This is a genomic window from Burkholderia paludis (assembly GCF_000732615.1).
GTDB lineage: Bacteria > Pseudomonadota > Gammaproteobacteria > Burkholderiales > Burkholderiaceae > Burkholderia > Burkholderia paludis.
In genome coordinates, this window is the sequence record NZ_JPGL01000055.1 from 52,401 (window position 1) to 70,185 (window position 17,785).

The window sequence follows — 17,785 nt, forward strand, 5'->3', positions numbered from 1 at the left end:
GTGCGCGCCGGGTAGCGCGCGCGTTCAGGCCTTGTGCAAGTGCAGGTCGGCGGCCGGCGGTGCGATCGTCGCACCGTCGCGCACCGCATGCGGCAGGATCAGCGACGTGCGCTCGAGGGTCGCGCCGCCGATGCATTCGACGAGACGCTGCCACGCATGGCGGCCGATCTCGCGGTTCGGCGTCGCAACGCTCGCCAGCGGCGGCGCGAGCAGTTCGCCGATCGCGATCCCGTCGAAGCCGAGCACCGACAGATCGTCGGGAATCGAGAAGCCCGCGCGGCGCAGGCCGCGCATCACGACCATCGCGAGCAGGTCGTTGCTGCAGAAGAGGGCGGTCGGGCGCGTCGCGTCCGCTGTCAGATGCGCGAGCACCGCATCGGGCAGCTCGGGCGCGTTGAAATCGACTTCGACCGGCGGCAGCGTCGCGACGCCGCTTTCCTCGAGGGCCTGCGCATAACCGAGATGGCGCTGGCGCGCGCGGTCCGACGCGGCGAGCGAGCCGGCCAGCATCAGCACGCGGCGGTGGCCGCGCGCGATCAGCAGCCGGACACCGTCGTAGGCGGCGCGACGGTTGTCGACCGAGACCGACGGGCGCCGCCGCGTGTCGTTGTGCATCAGCACATAGTGCGGACCGTCGTGGTCGAGCATGTCGAGCAGCGGATGCGTGTCGGCGTCGGCGACGGTGAGGATCAGCCCTTCGACGCGCTGCTCGCGCAGCGTCTCGATCGCGTGGCGCTCGCGCGCCGCATCGTATTCGGTCGTCATCAGGATCAGCTTGAAGCCGGCCGCGGTCGCGAGTTCGTCGACGCCCTGCAGGCAGTCGGCGAACACCGGATTCGACAGCGTCGGCACGACGACGCCGACGAGCCGCGTGCGCTCGCCGCGCAGTTGCCGGCCGAGCGGGCTCGGCCGGAACTGCAGCGTGTCGATCGCGGTGCGGATCGTCTGCAGCGTGGCGGGGCTGACGGTGTGCGGCGCGTTGATCGCACGCGAGACGGTGGCGATCGAGAAGCCCGCGAGGGCAGCGACGTCCTTGATGGTCGAGGTCATGAAGTAACGCGATGTAAACGTTTTCGGCCGGAAAATTATCGAAAACGTTTGTGACTGCGCGATGACGCTCGCGACGCCTGTTTCGTGAAAAGCACGACACAAACGTCAGACGGTTGTGCCCGCCGGACGACGTGGAAACGATTGTATCGGGGATGGTGCGGCGCGGGAGGAAGTATGAAGGCGGCGCAGCGGGCAGGCGCGGCCCGCCCGCATGCCGCCGGGTGCGTTACACGAGCCGCGGCAGCAGCGTGCGCACTTCGTCGAGCAGTCGGGCAATCGCGTCGGGCTGGTTCGACACGTGCAGCAGCAGGTGTTTCTGGAAGAGCCCGTCGAGCAGCGCATAGGCGGCGCCCGGCGTGATCGACGGCTGCCGGCCGCCGAGTTCGGCATAGCGCATGACGACTCGCCAGACCATTTCCTCGAGGCTCTTGTCGATCTCGTTCACGACGTCGCGAAACGCGTCCTCGAACAGCGCCTGTGCGCGCAGGTCGTACCAGAGGCTGTGCATTTGCGGCTCGTCGCGGATCGTTTCCGCGAGCTTGTCGAGGAAGCCGTTCATCAGCGCTTCCTGCGACTGCGCGGCGGCCGTCACCACGTCGTAACGCGTCGCGCACTGTGCCTTGAATTGCCGGATGCTGCAGCGGATCAGGTCGAGCTTGTCTTCGAAGTAGTAATGCAGCACCGCATGCGTGTACTCCGACTTCTGCGCGATTTCGCGCAGGCTGGTCTTGGCGTACCCGAGCTCCGCGAGTGTGTTCAGCGCGGCTTCCGCGAGTTCGACGCGACGCGCTTCGTACTTGTCCACGGGATCGCGCCTCGGGCGTGCCGAACGTTGTCGCGTGGCAGTGGGCGCGGGGTCGTGCTGCTTCGTCATCCTGCTGTCGTCTCCTGTCGAGCGGTTGCGCCGCACGATGCCGCGCGGCTTGCGCGGCGCCGTCGTCGGTCGGCCATTGCATTGTGCAAAGCAGCGAAACGACTGTCAAGAAAAAACCGGACGGTTGTAAAAATAAATCTTGACACGCGGATAGCAATATCTAACCATTCGTAAAAATTTATCTTTCCAGTTGGTTAGATGTTGTCGGGCCCGACGGCCGTTCCGGGCGTCGCCCGGCGTAACGTTGAAGCGTGGAGGGAGACATGGAGAACGGCAGGCTGGCAGGACGCAAGGCACTGGTGACGGGCGGCGCCCGCGGGATCGGCGCCGCGGTGGCGCATGCGCTCGCGCAGGCGGGGGCGGACGTGATGATCGGCGACGTGCTTGCCGATCTCGCCGCCCAGACCGCGCACGACATCGCGCAGAAGGGCGTGCGCACGGGCGTCGTCGCGCTCGACGTCGGCAACGACGAGCATTGGGGGCACGCCGCCGGCGCGATGGTCGGGGAGATGGGCGGCTTCGACATCCTGATCAACAACGCGGGGATCGAGATCACGTCGCTCGTCGCGGACCTGCAGGCGGCCGACCTGCGCCGCATGTGCGACATCAACATCGTCGGGGTTGGCCTCGGCCTGAAGCATGCGTTTCGCGCGATGCGCCCGGGCGGTGCGGCGGGGCGGGGCGGCGTCGTCGTCAACGTGTCGTCGGTCGCGGCCACGATCGCCTATCCGGCCATCGCCGGCTATTCGGCCACCAAGTCCGCCGTGGATCGCCTGACGCGTGTCGCGGCGATGGAAGCCGGCAAGCTCGGCTACGGCATTCGCGTCAATTGCGTGTACCCGGGCCTGACGCCCACCGAGATGGGGATGAAGCTTGCCACCGATATCGTCGCCAACGGGCTGGCGCCCGACGTCCAGGGCGCCGTGTCCGCCGTCGTCGCGCAGACGCCGCTCGGGCGCCTCGCGACGGTCGACGAGATCGCCGACGCGATCGTCTTCCTGTGCTCCGACGACGCCCGCTTCATCACCGGCGCCGGCATGCCGGTCGACGGCGGCATGGGCATGTAACGAGAGACGGGGACCGGATTTTTCTTTGATGAAGGAGGAGACATGAGCGACAAGAAGCCCGTGGTCGTCTACGGCGTGTCGGGGTACACCGGCCGCCTGGTATGCGAATACCTGCGCGAGTACAACATCCCGTTCATCGCGGCGGGACGCGACCGCAAGCGCATCGCGGAAGTCGTCGAGCGCATTCCCGGTATCGAGACCGCAGACTACGAAATCGTCGAGGTCGAGCATTCGGTGGCCGCGCTCACGGAGCTGTTCAAGGGGGCGAAATTCGTCAGCAACATGGTCGGGCCGTTCATCAAGTACGGGCCGGAGGTGGTCGAGGCGTGTCTTGCGGCCGGCTGCCACTACTCGGACACGACCGGCGAGCAGGACTGGGTGCTGCTCGCGAAGGAGCGCTGGGGCGACGCGTTCGCGAAGAAGGAATTGCTGCTCGCGCCGAACGTCGCGCAGATGTACACGACGGGAGAGATCGCGGCGAACCTGTGCCTGGAGACGCCGGGACTCGACACGCTCGATATCCTGGTGTTGTGGAAGGGCTTCCCGACCTATGCGTCGACGCAGACGATCTTCACGATCCTGAAAGCGACCTGGTACTACCTCGAGCAGAACAAGTACGTCACATGGGAGCCGACCGCGCATGCGGAGGTGGCGGTGCCGGGGCAGCACGAAACGGCGATCGCGATGCCGTGGGGCGGCACGGCGCACCCGGTGTGGTTCAAGGACGATCCGCGCGTGGCGAACTGCCGCGCGATCGGCGGCGTGATGGCGCGCGCGGTCATGGAGGGCGTACAGAAGACGACGCGGATGTTCGACGAGAAGATCCGCCCGCTGCCGCCGGCCGAACAGGAAGTCGCGCTCGCCGAGATCGCGAACAGCCTGCAGGCGAGCATGCCGCCGCGCGAGAACCCGCGCCTGAACACGACGATCGACTCGGTGCATGCGTCGGGCCCGCTCGGCCGCGCGCACTGCGTGATCCACGGCGTCTGCAACTACAAGCAGACCGGGCTGCTGCAGGCGTATGCCGCGTTCTCGCTGCTGCAGACGCCGCCGAAACGGGTCGGCTTCGCATCCGGCTGCCAGGCGTTCGGCCATCACGCGCTGCTCGGCCAGTTGCGCAGCTTCGGCCTCGTCATGAAGCCCGTGCTGACCGTGCAGGACTGACGCGTCGCACTTTCCGGGAGAATCGTCATGCGTTTGACCCGCTATCTCGACAAGGGCGCGTCGCTCGGCGCCGACCGGCCGTGCCTCGTCGCCGACGACGAGACGCTGACCTACGCGCAGGTTCAGCGCCTCACCTACCGCGTCGCGCGCGGGCTCGCCCGCTCGGGCGTGGCCGCCGGCGACACGGTGGCGATCCTGTCGGGCAACGATCCGGTCGCGTTCGCGTGCGTGTTCGGCATTGCACGGGCGGGCAACGTCTGGTGCCCGATCAATCCGCGCAATGAAGTTGCCGAGAATCGCTTCGTGCTCGAGACCTTCGCGTGCCGCGCGCTGCTGTTTCACAGCGCGTATGCCGCGATGGTCGAGAAGATGTTGCCGGGGCTGCCCGCGTTGAGCGTGGCCGTGTGCCTGGATGCGACACTGCCGTTCGCGCCGTGTCTCGACGACTGGCTGGACGGCTTGCCGGACACGCCGTACGAACGCGAGCCGGTGAGCGACGTCGCGATGCTGCCGGGCACCGGCGGCACCACCGGCGTGCCCAAGGGCGTGATGCTGTCGGAACGGAACCTGGAGACGATGACGGCGCTCACGCTGATGAGCTACCCGTTCGACGGTCGGCCGGTGTATCTGGCGTTCGCCCCGCTTACGCATGCGGCCGGCGTGCTGTGCCTGCCGGTGATGACGCTCGGCGGCAGGATCGTCGTGATGCGCCATCCCGACGTCGGGGCGTTTCTGGCGACGATCGCACGGGAACGCGTCACGCATACGTTCCTGCCGCCGACGGTGATCTACATGCTGCTCGACCACCCGGACCTGCCCGCGACCCGCCTCGATTCGCTGCAGTGCTTCTGGTACGGCGCCGCGCCGATCTCGGTCGAGCGTCTTGCCGAGGCGCTCGAGCGGATCGGCCCGATGGCGCAGTTGTTCGGCCAGACCGAGGCCCCGATGATGGTGTCGACGCTGGCGCCGGCCGATCACTATCGCCCGGACGGCTCCATCGCGATCGAGCGACTGTCGTCCGCCGGCCGGCCGACGCCGCTCGTCGAGGTCGGCATCATGGACGGGCAGGGGCGTCTGCTGCCGACGGGCGAGCGCGGCGAGATCGTCGTGCGCGGCTCGCTGGTCATGAAAGGCTACTACGAGAATCCCGACGCGACGGCCGAGGCATCGGCATTCGGCTGGCACCACACGGGCGACATCGGCTACCTCGACGCGGACAATTTCCTGTTCATCGTCGATCGCGCGAAGGACATGATCATCACCGGCGGATTCAACGTCTACTCGATCGAAGTCGAGCAGGCGCTGCTTGCGCACGCCGACGTGCGCGACTGCGCGGTCATAGGCCTGCCCGACGACAAGTGGGGCGAGCGGGTGGTGGCCGTCGTGCAGCCGCGCGACGGCAGGCGGATCGATACCGCGGCGCTCGCCGCGTTCGTGAAGGAGCGGATCGGCAGCGTCAAGGCGCCCAAGCAGATCGAGGTATGGAGCGACCTGCCGCGCTCGAAGGTCGGCAAGGTGTCGAAGCCGGACGTGAAGGCCAGACTGCGCGGCGGCGTGTCGGCCGGGTAGGACGGCGTACCGGGCGATCCGGCCTGCGCCGGTTTCGCGCATAAATAATAGGAATACTGAATAAAAAGGATGGAGACATGAAGACGAAGGCGATGCAGCCTGCCGCGCTGGCGGGCGTTTTGCTGGCGCTCTCTACCTCGGCGTCGGCGATCGACATCTACCCGGGCGACTATACGGTGCTGCCGCCCGGCACGACGCTCGCGCTCGGCTATCTCGGCTATACGCCGAGCAGCGACTTCCGGCTGGACGGCGTGGGCAAGGTGCCCGATTCGAGCCTCGATCAGACCGTCGGCATTGCGCGGGTGCTGCACTACACGCAGATCGGCGGCGTGCCGCTGGCCTTTCAGGCGTACCTGCCGTTCGCGAAACTGACCGACGTCAAGGTCGGCGGCAGCCCGGTGCCGACGAACAACGGACTCGGCGACCTCACGTTCGGCGCGACCGCATTCCTTGTGAACCGTCCAGATCCTCAGTACGGCACGGTGGTCGGGTTTACGGCCTACTTTTCCGTGCCGACCGGGAAATACGATCTCGGCCGGGTCGGCGCGGGTGCCGGCACCGTCGTGTTCACGCCGCAACTCGGCGTGATCCAGGGGCTCGGCCGCAACCTGTTCTTCGACGGCGCGCTGGACGTGGCCGCGCAACCGGGGCATGACGACGCCGGACAACGCATTTCCGTGCGACCGTCCGTCGAACTGCAGACGTACCTGCGCTATCAGTTCACGCCGGCCACGTCGGTTTCGTTCGGCTACGCGGGCACCTTCGGCGGCAAGGAGTATGTCGACGACGCCTATACTGGCCAGAAGACGAGCACGAACCAGTTGCGGTTGTTCGCGAGTCACATGCTGACCCCGACCTGGCAGGTATCGGGGATGCTCGGCAAGGCGCTCTCGGCCGAAGGCGGCTTCAAGAACGACTATAGCGTCCAGTTGCGCGTGATGAAGATCTTCTGAACCCACGAAGGAGCCCAGCATGAGTCGTCGAGTCAATGTCATCGGTGTCGGGATGATCCCGTTCATGAAGCCGGGCGCGAGTCCGCAGTACTACGAGATGGCCGCGGAAGCCGCGCGCATTGCGCTTGCCGACGCCGGCATCGCATACGACGCGGTCGAACAGGTGTACGCCGGGTACGTCTACGGCGATTCCACCTGCGGGCAGCGGGCGATCTACGAGGTCGGCATGACCGGTGTGCCGGTCGTGAACGTCAACAACAACTGCTCCACGGGTTCGACCGCGCTCTGGCTGGCGCGCCAGGCGATCGACAGCGGCGCGGCCGAATGCGTGCTGGCGCTCGGGTTCGAGCAGATGGCGAAGGGGGCGCTGACGACCTGGTTCAACGATCGTGCGTCGCCGCTCGAACCGCATCTCGATGTCGCCGACACCATGCAGGGCGAGATCGAGGCACCGATGGCCGTGCGGATGTTCGGGGGCGCCGGGCGCGAGTACATCGAGCGCTACGGTGCCGCGCGGGATACGTTCGGCATGATCTCGGTCAAGGCGCGCGAGCATGCCGCGCGCAATCCGTACGCGCTGTTTCGCGAGCCATTGGACCTGGCGCAGGTGATGGGGTCGAGCGAGGTGTTCGATCCGCTCACGCGGTTCCAGTGCTGCCCGCCGACCTGCGGCGCCGGCTGCGCGGTACTGTGCTCGGATGAATTCGCGAGACGTCATGGCCTGGCGCGGCGGGTGCACATCGCCGCGCAGGCGATGACCACCGATTACCCGAGCAGTTTCGCGCCGACGTCGATGATCCGGATGGTCGGCTACGACATGACGGCCGCTGCCGCCCGGCAGGTGTACGAGCAGGCCGGGATCGGGCCCGAGGATCTCGACGTCGTCGAGCTGCACGACTGCTTCACGAGCAACGAGCTGATCAGCTACGAAGCGCTTGGACTGTGTCCCGAAGGCGGCGCGGAGCGGTTCGTGCGCGATCGCGACAACACGTACGGCGGCAGGATCGTCACCAATCCGTCGGGCGGCCTGCTGTCGAAGGGTCATCCGCTCGGCGCGACCGGACTGGCCCAGTGCGCGGAGCTGGTCTGGCAACTGCGGGGCGATGCGGGGGCGAGACAGGTCGAAGGCGCGCGCGTGGCGTTGCAGCACAATATCGGCCTGGGCGGCGCCTGCGTTGTGACGCTGTATCGTTCGTGACGAATGACGGCGTCGTACGGGGCCGGACCGATGGTAGAATGCGGTCCGCCCTCTTGCCGGGGTGATGAAATTGGTAAACATAGCGGACTTAAACGATTGAGTGCCCGGTCGGAAACGGCCGGTGCAGAACCCTTCAAATTCGGTGAAACCCCTGATGCGCGCATCGAGGCAACGCCGAGCCAAGCCTCGCGACATCCGCGAGGAAGGTGTAGAGACTAGACGGGGGGCGCCTAAGGCGCACGGGCGGCAGTGATGCCCGCGCGCGACGGCGAAGGCATAGTCCAGCGCACGAACGGCATCGCCTCGACGACGCCGGCTTTGAAAGAAGCAGTGTGACGAAAATCCGCCGCCTTAACTGGCTTGCCGGTTCGAGTCCGGTCCCCGGCACCATAGAATTATCTCGCTGTATCTCGTGCGATCTCAGAACCCCGCTCAGAACCTTGTCCTGGCGGGGTTTTTTGTTCCATTGAGTCTCATTGATGCTCGTTACATCTCATCGAAGGGTTGGTATATTCGTTGATATCCAAGGGCGTCGATGCGCCATGCCACCTACCGATTCAACGGCGAAGAATGCGAAGCCGGCGGACAAACCTTACAAGCTCACCGATGGCGGCGGGATGTACTTACTGATGCAGCCCGACGGTGCCAAGTACTGGCGGCGGCCCGCAAACGCCGGGGCGATGCATGGAAGAGGCTAGCGGCTGGCGTCGATCCAAGCGTGGCGAAGCGCATCGCGAAGCGGACGGCTCGTCCAGCAGCCAGCAATACCTTTGAGGCTGTGGCTCATGGGTGGATGAACGAACGCAAAACTATTGTCGAGATCGGGCAGTACGAAAAGACGCTGGCTCGCCTTGAGAGCGATGTGTTCCCGTGGCTCGGCGGCGTCCGATAACTGAAGTCGACACCCCCGAGATCCTCGCGGTGCTGAAGCGGATCGACAGTCGCGGCGCCAGATACACGGCGCATCGAGTGCGGAGTGAAATCAGCCGCGTGTTTCGGTATGGCATCAAGGCGAAGGACACGTTCGAGAAGCTGCTCCAGAAGAGTCTCGGCATAGCGCAACTGATGTTGAACACCTGGCTCTTCCGAGGCCACCAGATCTATCTGTCTTCCGGAAGACGGAAGTGACGGGAGTACCACTCCGATCTCACGCTCCAACCGACACCAGACACGATGAAATACACCCCTCCCAAGGCTGAAGACCTTCGGCACCTGAAAGTAGAACTTGGCCGTACCGGCGAGCAGATGGCCGAATTGTTCGGCGTGGCCGGCGGCCAACAGTGGCGAAAGTACACGGGCGGCGCGGAGCCGCGCGAACTCAGCCCGCATATCCTGTTCTTTGGTGCTGCCCGGCTCGTGCTGCCCGACGAGCAACTCGCGTTGGTGCTCGACAAGATGCGCGTGCTCGGCGCGCAGATCGATCTCGCGGAAGACTGAGGCACCCGGGACCCTCGTCATCGGCCCCAATTTGGCTGTGGACGTCCCTGCGCGATGTCGTAGATGTTTTCGAATCGCGAATGCGCTCATGGATGAATTCAGACCGACAACTGCAGCTGCGGCAGACCCGCCAATACCGGGTCGACGAACGGCCAGCCAGTCGTTACGTCAAAGACCGGCCGTTTTGACGAGCTTCTGTGCAGGGCCTCGCACGTACGGCAACCTGGGATGAGGGGCAGGAGACCTGCAAAATGAAGAGATCCGGCAGACGAATCTGGCTGGGCCAAAGCGAGTCAATGCGGGGGAGGGGCATTACGTTGGGTGACCTCACCGGAATACGTCTTGCAACGCCGTCGTGAGCGAAGGTCACGAGTTTGCTGTTGCCGAGATAGGCAGTCGTACCCTGGGGCTTGATTTGTAGGGGCGTGGCGTACCGGCTGCTGAATCGGAACCCGACTCCGCGAAAGATATGGATGCACATGCCGACGGCCAGAGAGAACACGGACGGGGTTATGCGACATGCTTGATTGCCCCGTCCGAGGCACTTTGCCGCGTTATCTTGAACGTCACACCTGCGCCGAACCAGGCGGCGTCGAGACGTTGATTGTCGGTGCGAGCACGGTGATGATCGTCCACGTACCGGACGACCGCTCGGAGCAAAGCTCATGTCGTACCCGATGCGGAAGTTGGAACGGCCCCCTTGCCACGACCGGCATAAAGCTGACTAATCACCTTGATGGTGCGTTTGTTGTGGATGCGCGACACGATGACGTATGCGTTTAGCGTGCGGGGCGCGTCATGACGAGCACAAGAAAATTATTGCCAACGTCGACCAAGTCAATGTTTTTATGTGGGGTGATCAGCGCACATTTTCGAGATTGCTGGGCGGTGTGAATTTAATAATCCCAAAATTACTGTTCGGCTACGAGTGCGTGATGAATGATGGGCTTTTCTCGTTCTGGAAATAAAGCGGCTGGAGAGTGTGCTGAATTTCATAAATGATGGGGTGGTTGAAGGTGGGTGTTTTTAATATATCGAATATCTCGATTTTTTATTTTTAAAATTGTTTGCAACTGTCAATTTTGTGGATGATTGTTGGAAGTGAAAGGGAAGGAGTCGTGGTGTTAACCTGGGTGTATGACTGCATCAATAGAGTCCGGTAGTCAATTGATCTGACATCCTTGTAATTTCTGGCAACACGAGAACAAATATTATCGGTACATTGCGGCGGAAGAGACCAATTACTGCGCCGCTAACACATGAAGAAACAAGAAGCTTCGGCAGCGTTGATTTCGGCGTTGGCGAGCGCTTCTACGCTGGTCCACGATGTTCCGCCATCCGGAATCACGTTCAGCTCACGGATTCAGCGTTTTCATCAACAACTTGATGCCATCGAGGGGTTGAATTCGCGCCCCAATGTGTCGGCATCGACTGGAGAAAAGATATCGGCGCCCGGTATCACGAGACTGCCGCTCGATAATCTATTTTTTCCGATCGAGGCGATCGAGCTGGAAGGCAAGGCGTTTAAATGGATCGCATGTCTTCTTCCAACAGTCGTGAGAAAGCGCAAACCGACTCGGTCGCGCCTGATATGCGTATGTCCGGATTTGTTTGACAGACGAGGCGCAGATCTCTCGCGGCATCTTCGCGTCGTTTCCGAATTCATTTTCAGTTTCTCCCCATGACCGCATCTTCGACCGTAGCTGCTACTCGCCCGGTGCAGTTGGCCGTTGCGCCGCTTAACACCATTCATCCGGAAGACATTGCTGCCGCCTCGCGCAAATTCGATCAGTGGCTGCAACAGATCAGCGGCGGCGTCGTGACGCTGGAGCGGCTTAGTAATGCTGCGCAGGGTCTGCCGGTCGTCGGTAACGTCATCGCTCTGGTCAGCGTGGCGCTGGACCTGAAGGCGTTGCACGACAAGCCATCCGCCGACGCGATGGACTGGGTGAACATCGGCATCGACATGATCGGGATCATTCCGGTGCCCTCAACGTTGGCGGCAGCGCGCATGGCCCTCAGACCGATGCTGGTGGAGGCGCGTCGCGAGTTGGCAGTCGAATTGAAAGCGATGGCGAAGCATGGCGAGAAAGTCCAGACCCACGATGCCCTGGTCAATCTGCTTACCGCGCATCTGAATGCGGCCATTGTTGGGGAACTGGAGACGTTCGTCCAGGGAGCGCAGGTCCGCCTGGATAGCATGCTCAAGGACGCGGGCGAGCTGCTGGAAAAAATGCTGCTGGACATGGCGGCTGGCATGAAGAAGGCAGTGCTGGACACGCTCAATGCGGAGGGTAATGCGAAGTTGGCCGGAAAGGAGGCCCGTCAGGCGGCGGATGTCTTTGTGCGCGATCCGGGTGCGAGTATCACGAAGGGCTTATGGGTGCTGCATCAGGCGACCAAGGCCGGGGTGGAGGCAGAATCCAACGCGGGTATGAGCCTCACCCCGACACTGCAACAACGCGCGCAGATTGCAGCCGACGTGGACCGGAAGATTCGTGAGCTGGCCGGTATGTGCAAGGGCGCATTGGCTAAACTTGCCGATCCGCGTGTGGGTGAAATCGCCAAGTTGCTGACGCTGTTGCTGGCCGTGGTCAAGGCTTATCGGAAAAAGAACGGCCACAAGGGCCTGGCTGCGAACGTTCCGGAAAACAAGAGTGGCCAGGCGGCCCATAGCCACGGCGATAACACCACCGACGCTATCAGTGCACAGGCAAACGCCAAAAGCGATGGCGGCTGCAAGGAGTGTGAAGGAACAACGGGTAGCATCAGCTTTGCTCGGGGCGCTGAGCGCCTGGAACACGAAGACTTCTCGCTGCCGGGGCTGTTTCCGCTTACCTGGAGCCGTCAGTATCGATCCGACCTTGCTGCCTACGATGATGGGGTGATGGGTGCGCGCTGGATCACGCCGTACACGACGCGGCTCGACATCGTGCAAAACGATGCACTGCCGGAGAGCCTTCGTTATCACGCAGCGGACGGCCGCACGCATGCGTATCCGTTGCCGAAAGTCGGGGCGTTTCATTACGACGCCATCGAGAACCTGACGCTGGTGCGGGTTTCCGATCGAGTGGTGACCCTGGCGCGTGGCTACGATGTCAGAGAGACCTACGAGCGTCACGGCCAACACTTCCGTTTGACGGGCATCGTACTGCGCAACGGCGAGGGCCTGGCGCTGGCCTATGATCATCCTGAGCATGTGTCCGATCATGCGCTGCTGCCGTCTGATCTGATGTCCTATCACGGGGAGATCGAGATCGATGCCCACGTTCACGTGGTGCCCGACGAACAGGGCCGCGTGGCGCAGGTGTGGCTGATCGAAAATAACAAGGCGGTTCGCCAGCTTGCCGACTATACCTACGACGATGCGGGCGATCTGATTGCGGCGACCGACGAGAATGGCGCAAGCCGCAGCTACACGTACGAGCACCACCTGATTACGCGTTACACGGATCGTACCGGCCGAGGGATGAACCTGCGCTGGGATGGCGAGAGTGCGACGGCCAAGGCCGTGCGTGAATGGGCCGATGACGGTACCTACGACACGAAACTGGAGTGGGATCCGAACATCCGGTTGACCTATGTCACCGACGCCCGCGGTAACGAGACCTGGTATTACTACGACATTCTCGGCTACACCTACCGTATCCGACACGCAGACGGGCGTTCGGAATGGTTCTTCCGGGACGAGGCGAAGAACGTCGTGCGTCACCTCCATCCGGACGGAAGCGTCGAGAGCTTCACTTACGACGATCGTAGCAATCAGGTCTCGCACACCCGGGCCGATGGAAGCACGGTGTATTACGCCTATGACGCTCGCGACAACGTGCGCAAGATTCGCGACGGCGAAGGTGGTCTGTGGCTGCGCGACTACAACGCGAAGGATCACCTGATCGAGGAAATCGATCCGCTGGGCAACAAGACTGAATACACCAACAACGCGCTCGGCCAGCCGGTGGAAATCATCGACGCGAAGGGCGGCAAAAAGCAACTCTCGTACAGTGCGACTGGCCAGTTGACGTCTTATGCCGACTGCTCGGGCAAGACCAGTCGATGGCAGTACAACGGGCGAGGTCAGCTGGAGCGGTTTATCGATGCGGCAGGCCAGGCAACTCAGTATCGCTACGAGGCGGGCCAACTGGTTGACGTGACGCGGCCCGATGGGGTGACAGAGCAATACGAGCGTGATGCGGAAGGGCGGTTGCTGGCGCACGTCGATGGATTGCGCCGACGCACGGAGTGGACTTATACGCGTGCGGGTCTGATTGCCACGCGCAAGAACGCCAACGGGGAGTCGCTGGGTTATCGATGGGACAAGTTGGGCCGGCTGGAGGCGCTGCGCAACGAGAACGGCCGGGAGACGTCATTTGCGTACGATCCCGTGGGGCGGTTGCTGGCTGAAACGGGCTTTGATGGAAAGACGACGCGTTATCGATACGATCCGTCATCCGGTGTGTTGACGGATGTGCTCAACGGGGAGCAAGGACATCGAATCACAGCAGTCGAATTCGATGCGGTCGGCAGATTGATCGCGCGCCAGACGGGTCAATGGGATCAGGGCACAAGCCAGTGGAAATACGGCGAGCGTGAGCGTTTCGCGTACAACGGCAACGGGCAGATGATTCTGGCGGAAAATCCCACCAGTCGGCTGCAATGGTTTCACGATGACGCGGGTAACGTCACGCGTGAGCACCAGCATTTCAGTTTCCTGAAGAATAAGCGGGTCGCGGTCTGGCGGCACGAATACGATGTACTGAATCGACGGGTCGCCACGATTCGACCGGACGGCCACCGGGTGAGCTTGCTTACTTATGGCAGCGGACACGTGCACGGCATGATGCTGGACGATACGGAACTCGTCCAGATCGAGCGCGATGACCTGCATCGAGAAATCGAGCGGGTGCAGGGCAATGGCCTGACGCAGACGCAGCAGTACGACGCTGCGGGACGGTTGCAACAGCAGAAGCTGATAGCAAGCCGGAGCGAAACGCAGGGCGGCAAACTGCTGGTGCAACGCAGCTATACCTACGACCGAGCCGGTCAACTGGAGCGCATCGAGGATACGCAGAACGGGATGCGGACCTACCGCTACGACCCGGTCGGGCGACTGGTGGCGGCAACCGGAATGCTGGGCGAAGAAGCCTTCGCGTTCGATCCGGCGGGTAACCTGCTGGACGACGCGCAGATGCGGCGCTTCGAATCGCCTGATCGAAACACGCCTGGATATTCGAGTCGAATTCAGGGGCGCCCGACACTGCTGGACAACCTGCTGCGCGAGTATGCGGGGACGCATTACACCTGGAACGAATACGGCAACCTGACGGAACGTCGCCGTAATGGCGAGCAAGCGTGGTACGAGTGGGACGGATTCGATCGGCTTATCCAGTTCAGTAATGGCAAGGTAACCGTTAGTTATTGGTACGACGCATTGGGTCGACGCGTGGCGAAGAAGTCGAATGCGTGGGTCCGGCAGAGCTCACATGACGGCAGTGGCTATCGGGAAGCCGAGACGGCGAGGCTGAATGCGGAGTACGGATACGGCCTGACGCTGTATGGCTGGGATGGCAACAAACTGGCATGGGAGAGTGGCACGGGCGAGCATGGCGGCAGCAATGGCCGCACGACGCACTACGTCTATGAGCCGGATAGCTTCGCTCCGCTCGCGCAAGCGATTCATACGGGCTGGATTGAACTGCACGAGCAGCCGGAATACGATGAGCATTACGACATCGACCGAGACCCGTTGTGGAGCCGCACGAACAAGCCGGTAGCGTTCGCGCAGATTGGCTATTACCAATGTGACCAGATCGGTACGCCACAGGAAGTGACGGACGAGGCGGGCGAGGTCGCTTGGTCAGCACGCTACAAGGCGTGGGGGGCGGCGAAGGAAGTCATCAGCGAGGCGGCGCGGAAGGCAGATATCCGTAACCCGATCCGCTTCCAGGGACAGTACTTCGATCATGAGACGGGACTGCACTATAACCGGCATCGATACTACGACCCAAGCAGTGGCCGCTTCATCAGAAAAGACCCGATTGGTCTTGTTGGCGGCTTGAATGCGTACGCATACGTGAAAAACCCTGTCACCTGGACCGATCCGCTGGGCCTGCAGGCGATGGGGCCGGCGCTGCTTGGAATGGGAAACCTGTACGCAAGAGGCGCTATGCCTCCACGACCGGTATTAGCCGGAAATGGAGAGGTCAGGGGGCTATTAAATGATATCAGCAATAATCCAATTCCGGCTGACGAATTGCCGGGGAATTGGCCGGGCGTTAATGTCCCGGTGGCTGCCCCTCAATTTTATTGTGCAAAGGGATTTTATGGAAAAATCGATTTATCGCCAACGAACAATTCAGGATTGACGTGCAAGAGAAAGCAGGAACCTCTTCAGCAGTCTTTTGTTGGGAGCGACGAACCCCAACCTTTTACATGCACCGAGTCAAGTTTCAGATGAAAATAAAATCTTATTTAATCTCGGCTCTTGTTATTCTAATTTTACTCATGCCTATATTTATTTCTATGTGTCAGCCGACATTCGAGCAGAGAGAGAGAGGCTGCATAAAGGAGTGCAGGCAGCAGGGGAAATTCGGAAAATATCAGCCAAGCTATCCACAGTACGGGCGTAACATCGATGCCGGCTATGAGTGTCAGTGTTATTAATTTGAAATTGTATCTAGATTCGACCTAAAAATCTCTCGGATTGATTTGAGGTCGCCCGAGTCTTATTTGAATTTGTTTTCATAAAAAGCAGAAAATTCTAAGTTAAATTTATTAAAATAATATGATGGCTCACGGAGCCGCACTATAACCGGAATCGGTATTGCGATCCGAACTCAGGGTGGTTCATCAGTAAAGATCCGATCGGGTTGGTCGGCGGTATTAACGTCTACGTATGCGTGAAAAGCCCTGTCATCTGGATCGATCATCTGGGCCTGCAGGCGATGGGGCCGGCGCTGCTTGGAATGGGGAATCTATATCGTTCTGATCTTGCGTCGCCACTACCTGAAATAGTGCGAAATAGTGAGGTGGGTGATGCATTGGGAGAGGTAACTAATTATCCTTGGCCTGCCCCCCGAAATACCGGGGGAGTGGTCCGGCGTAAACGTTCCATGGACGATGCCAGATAGTTGCTGATCTAAAGGTTATTGCGGTGATGATCCATTGGATGATTTGCGTCCGACTGATAATTCCGGAAAGATGTGCAAGGTAAAGCGCCGTGCAAACGGACAATCTGTGTCCGTGTGCGGCCAAGATCAACGTAAATTTACCTGTTAAAAGGTGAATTTATTTGCAAATTAAATTTATGAAAAATCTATGCGGATTTGTTTGCATTTATTTTTTTGCGCTTGCAATTATTATATTAGAAGTATTGTTGTATCGCATAATTAATTGTGCGATGTTTGGCGTGTTGCGGGTCGGACAGAGTGAGTGCCGAAATACCAGATTGCGCGCACGATCCCGGAGGCATCGGGCGGCACGACCTACATTCCGGATGCCGTCGTGCCTGATCTGAGGTGCTCTACGAATATGACGCCTTCAGCCGACGCATCAGCAAGGAAATCGAGCGTCTGGATGGCAGTACCGACTGAACCCGCGTTACGTGGGACGGCGACGTGTTGCTGCTGGAGGAGCGTTTCCACGTGCAGCCAGAGCAGCGCCGGGGCGGCTACGATCCGATCGAGGACAAGCCGGTCACGATCGCACGCGAGGACGCGGAAGATAAATACTCGCTGCCAGTGGCGCAACGCGTCCATGCGCTTCCGCAGCGGTATCAATGGCAGGCGATGTCGATGTACTTGCACGAGCCGGAGAACTTTGTTCCGCTCGCGCAAGCGGTTCATACGGGCTGGATTGAACTGCACTAGCAGCCGGAATACGATGAGCATTACGACATCGACCGTGACCCGCTGTGGAGCCACACGAACAAGCCGGTAACGTTCATGCAGATTGGCTATTGCCAGTGTGACCAGATCGGCACGCCACAGGAAGTGACGGACGAGGCAGGCCAAGTCGCTTGGTCGGCACGTTACAAGGCGTGGGGTGAAGCAAAGGAGGTCATCAGCGAAGCGGCGCGCAAGGCGGGTATCCGTAACCCGATCCGTTTCCAGGGGCATTACTTCGATCATGAGACGGGCCTTTATTACAACCGCTACCGTTATTTCGACCCGGATGTCGGTCGGTACGTGTCGAAAGACCCGATTGGTCTTCGCGGTGGCATACAACCTGTATGCCTATGCGCGGAACGCGCCGACCATGAGCACTGACCCGTTGGGTCTGCAACAGAGTCTCGCAGGTTTGAATATGCCCGGAGTGGCTGAACGAGCAAGCTTGGGCATGTAAAGACGGTTAATTGTTTGTGAGCCTTAGCGGAAAAGCCTCTCGACGAATCGTGCCGTTCCGGTCCCCAGGCACCACGATCGCCTTCACGGCGATGTGATGCAGCCCAGGAGACGCGAACACCCGACCCCCCCCC

General features: G+C 61.4%; 12 protein-coding genes and 2 pseudogenes. 12 read left to right on the forward strand and 2 right to left on the reverse strand.

From position 1 onward, the window contains the following. Positions 1 to 24 precede the first annotated feature (24 nt). Positions 25 to 1,050, reverse strand: a complete 1,026-nt coding sequence (locus GQ56_RS0128370; RefSeq protein ID WP_031401875.1) for a LacI family DNA-binding transcriptional regulator — start codon at positions 1,048 to 1,050, stop codon at positions 25 to 27. Between the two features lie 226 nt (positions 1,051 to 1,276). Next, positions 1,277 to 1,855 carry a TetR/AcrR family transcriptional regulator gene (locus GQ56_RS0128375; protein ID WP_034197863.1) on the reverse strand — a complete coding sequence of 193 codons (579 nt, stop codon included), beginning with the start codon at positions 1,853 to 1,855 and terminating at the stop codon, positions 1,277 to 1,279. A 332-nt stretch (positions 1,856 to 2,187) separates the two neighbouring features. Between GQ56_RS0128375 and GQ56_RS0128380 the strand changes: the two genes are divergently transcribed. From GQ56_RS0128380 to GQ56_RS42075, 12 genes and pseudogenes are all read left to right on the forward strand, one after another. Further along, positions 2,188 to 2,991: an SDR family NAD(P)-dependent oxidoreductase gene (locus GQ56_RS0128380; RefSeq protein ID WP_031401877.1), complete on the forward strand. Its 804-nt coding sequence runs from the start codon at positions 2,188 to 2,190 to the stop codon at positions 2,989 to 2,991. 42 nt (positions 2,992 to 3,033) lie between these two features. Next, positions 3,034 to 4,155: a DUF5938 domain-containing protein gene (locus GQ56_RS0128385; RefSeq protein ID WP_031401878.1), complete on the forward strand. Its 1,122-nt coding sequence runs from the start codon at positions 3,034 to 3,036 to the stop codon at positions 4,153 to 4,155. A gap of 27 nt (positions 4,156 to 4,182) precedes the next feature. Next, entirely contained in the window at positions 4,183 to 5,724 is a 1,542-nt protein-coding gene (locus tag GQ56_RS0128390) for an AMP-binding protein (RefSeq protein WP_031401879.1), read from the forward strand. A gap of 77 nt (positions 5,725 to 5,801) precedes the next feature. Then, positions 5,802 to 6,677 (forward strand): transporter, encoded by an 876-nt coding sequence (locus GQ56_RS0128395; RefSeq protein WP_031401880.1) that lies wholly within the window; start codon positions 5,802 to 5,804, stop codon positions 6,675 to 6,677. A gap of 19 nt (positions 6,678 to 6,696) precedes the next feature. Next, on the forward strand, positions 6,697 to 7,875 hold the full coding sequence (locus GQ56_RS0128400; protein ID WP_031401881.1) for a lipid-transfer protein: 1,179 nt from the start codon (positions 6,697 to 6,699) through the stop codon (positions 7,873 to 7,875). A 542-nt stretch (positions 7,876 to 8,417) separates the two neighbouring features. Beyond that, positions 8,418 to 8,886 (forward strand): annotated as a pseudogene (locus tag GQ56_RS39615) (tyrosine-type recombinase/integrase); the annotation flags it as partial. Between the two features lie 162 nt (positions 8,887 to 9,048). Next, positions 9,049 to 9,312: a hypothetical protein gene (locus GQ56_RS0128410; RefSeq protein ID WP_031401882.1), complete on the forward strand. Its 264-nt coding sequence runs from the start codon at positions 9,049 to 9,051 to the stop codon at positions 9,310 to 9,312. Positions 9,313 to 10,571: 1,259 nt separating this feature from the next. Next, positions 10,572 to 10,997, forward strand: a complete 426-nt coding sequence (locus GQ56_RS44830; RefSeq protein WP_152601886.1) for a hypothetical protein — start codon at positions 10,572 to 10,574, stop codon at positions 10,995 to 10,997. Next, on the forward strand, positions 10,994 to 15,766 hold the full coding sequence (locus GQ56_RS0128415; RefSeq protein ID WP_081894989.1) for an RHS repeat-associated core domain-containing protein: 4,773 nt from the start codon (positions 10,994 to 10,996) through the stop codon (positions 15,764 to 15,766). The genes GQ56_RS44830 and GQ56_RS0128415 overlap by 4 nt, the downstream gene beginning before the upstream one ends. A 352-nt stretch (positions 15,767 to 16,118) precedes the next feature. After that, positions 16,119 to 16,439, forward strand: a pseudogene (locus tag GQ56_RS42070) (RHS repeat-associated core domain-containing protein); the annotation flags it as partial. Positions 16,440 to 16,925: 486 nt separating this feature from the next. Further along, the gene (locus GQ56_RS0128420) at positions 16,926 to 17,177 is read left to right on the forward strand and encodes a hypothetical protein (protein ID WP_152601887.1); all 252 of its coding nucleotides are present in this window, start codon (positions 16,926 to 16,928) and stop codon (positions 17,175 to 17,177) included. A 75-nt stretch (positions 17,178 to 17,252) separates the two neighbouring features. Then, positions 17,253 to 17,576 (forward strand): RHS repeat domain-containing protein, encoded by a 324-nt coding sequence (locus tag GQ56_RS42075; protein WP_075123050.1) that lies wholly within the window; start codon positions 17,253 to 17,255, stop codon positions 17,574 to 17,576. Positions 17,577 to 17,785 lie beyond the last annotated feature (209 nt).

Bases quoted from the DNA above. Each gene is read 5' to 3' on its own strand.
- GQ56_RS44830 (WP_152601886.1), top strand. From the start codon at position 10,572: ATGAAGAAACAAGAAGCTTCGGCAGCGTTGATTTCGGCGTTGGCGAGC.
- GQ56_RS0128370 (WP_031401875.1), bottom strand. From the start codon at position 1,050: ATGACCTCGACCATCAAGGACGTCGCTGCCCTCGCGGGCTTCTCGATC.
- GQ56_RS0128385 (WP_031401878.1), top strand. From the start codon at position 3,034: ATGAGCGACAAGAAGCCCGTGGTCGTCTACGGCGTGTCGGGGTACACC.
- GQ56_RS0128410 (WP_031401882.1), top strand. From the start codon at position 9,049: ATGAAATACACCCCTCCCAAGGCTGAAGACCTTCGGCACCTGAAAGTA.
- GQ56_RS42075 (WP_075123050.1), top strand. From the start codon at position 17,253: ATGCAGATTGGCTATTGCCAGTGTGACCAGATCGGCACGCCACAGGAA.
- GQ56_RS0128395 (WP_031401880.1), top strand. From the start codon at position 5,802: ATGAAGACGAAGGCGATGCAGCCTGCCGCGCTGGCGGGCGTTTTGCTG.
- GQ56_RS0128390 (WP_031401879.1), top strand. From the start codon at position 4,183: ATGCGTTTGACCCGCTATCTCGACAAGGGCGCGTCGCTCGGCGCCGAC.
- GQ56_RS0128415 (WP_081894989.1), top strand. From the start codon at position 10,994: ATGACCGCATCTTCGACCGTAGCTGCTACTCGCCCGGTGCAGTTGGCC.
- GQ56_RS0128380 (WP_031401877.1), top strand. From the start codon at position 2,188: ATGGAGAACGGCAGGCTGGCAGGACGCAAGGCACTGGTGACGGGCGGC.
- GQ56_RS0128400 (WP_031401881.1), top strand. From the start codon at position 6,697: ATGAGTCGTCGAGTCAATGTCATCGGTGTCGGGATGATCCCGTTCATG.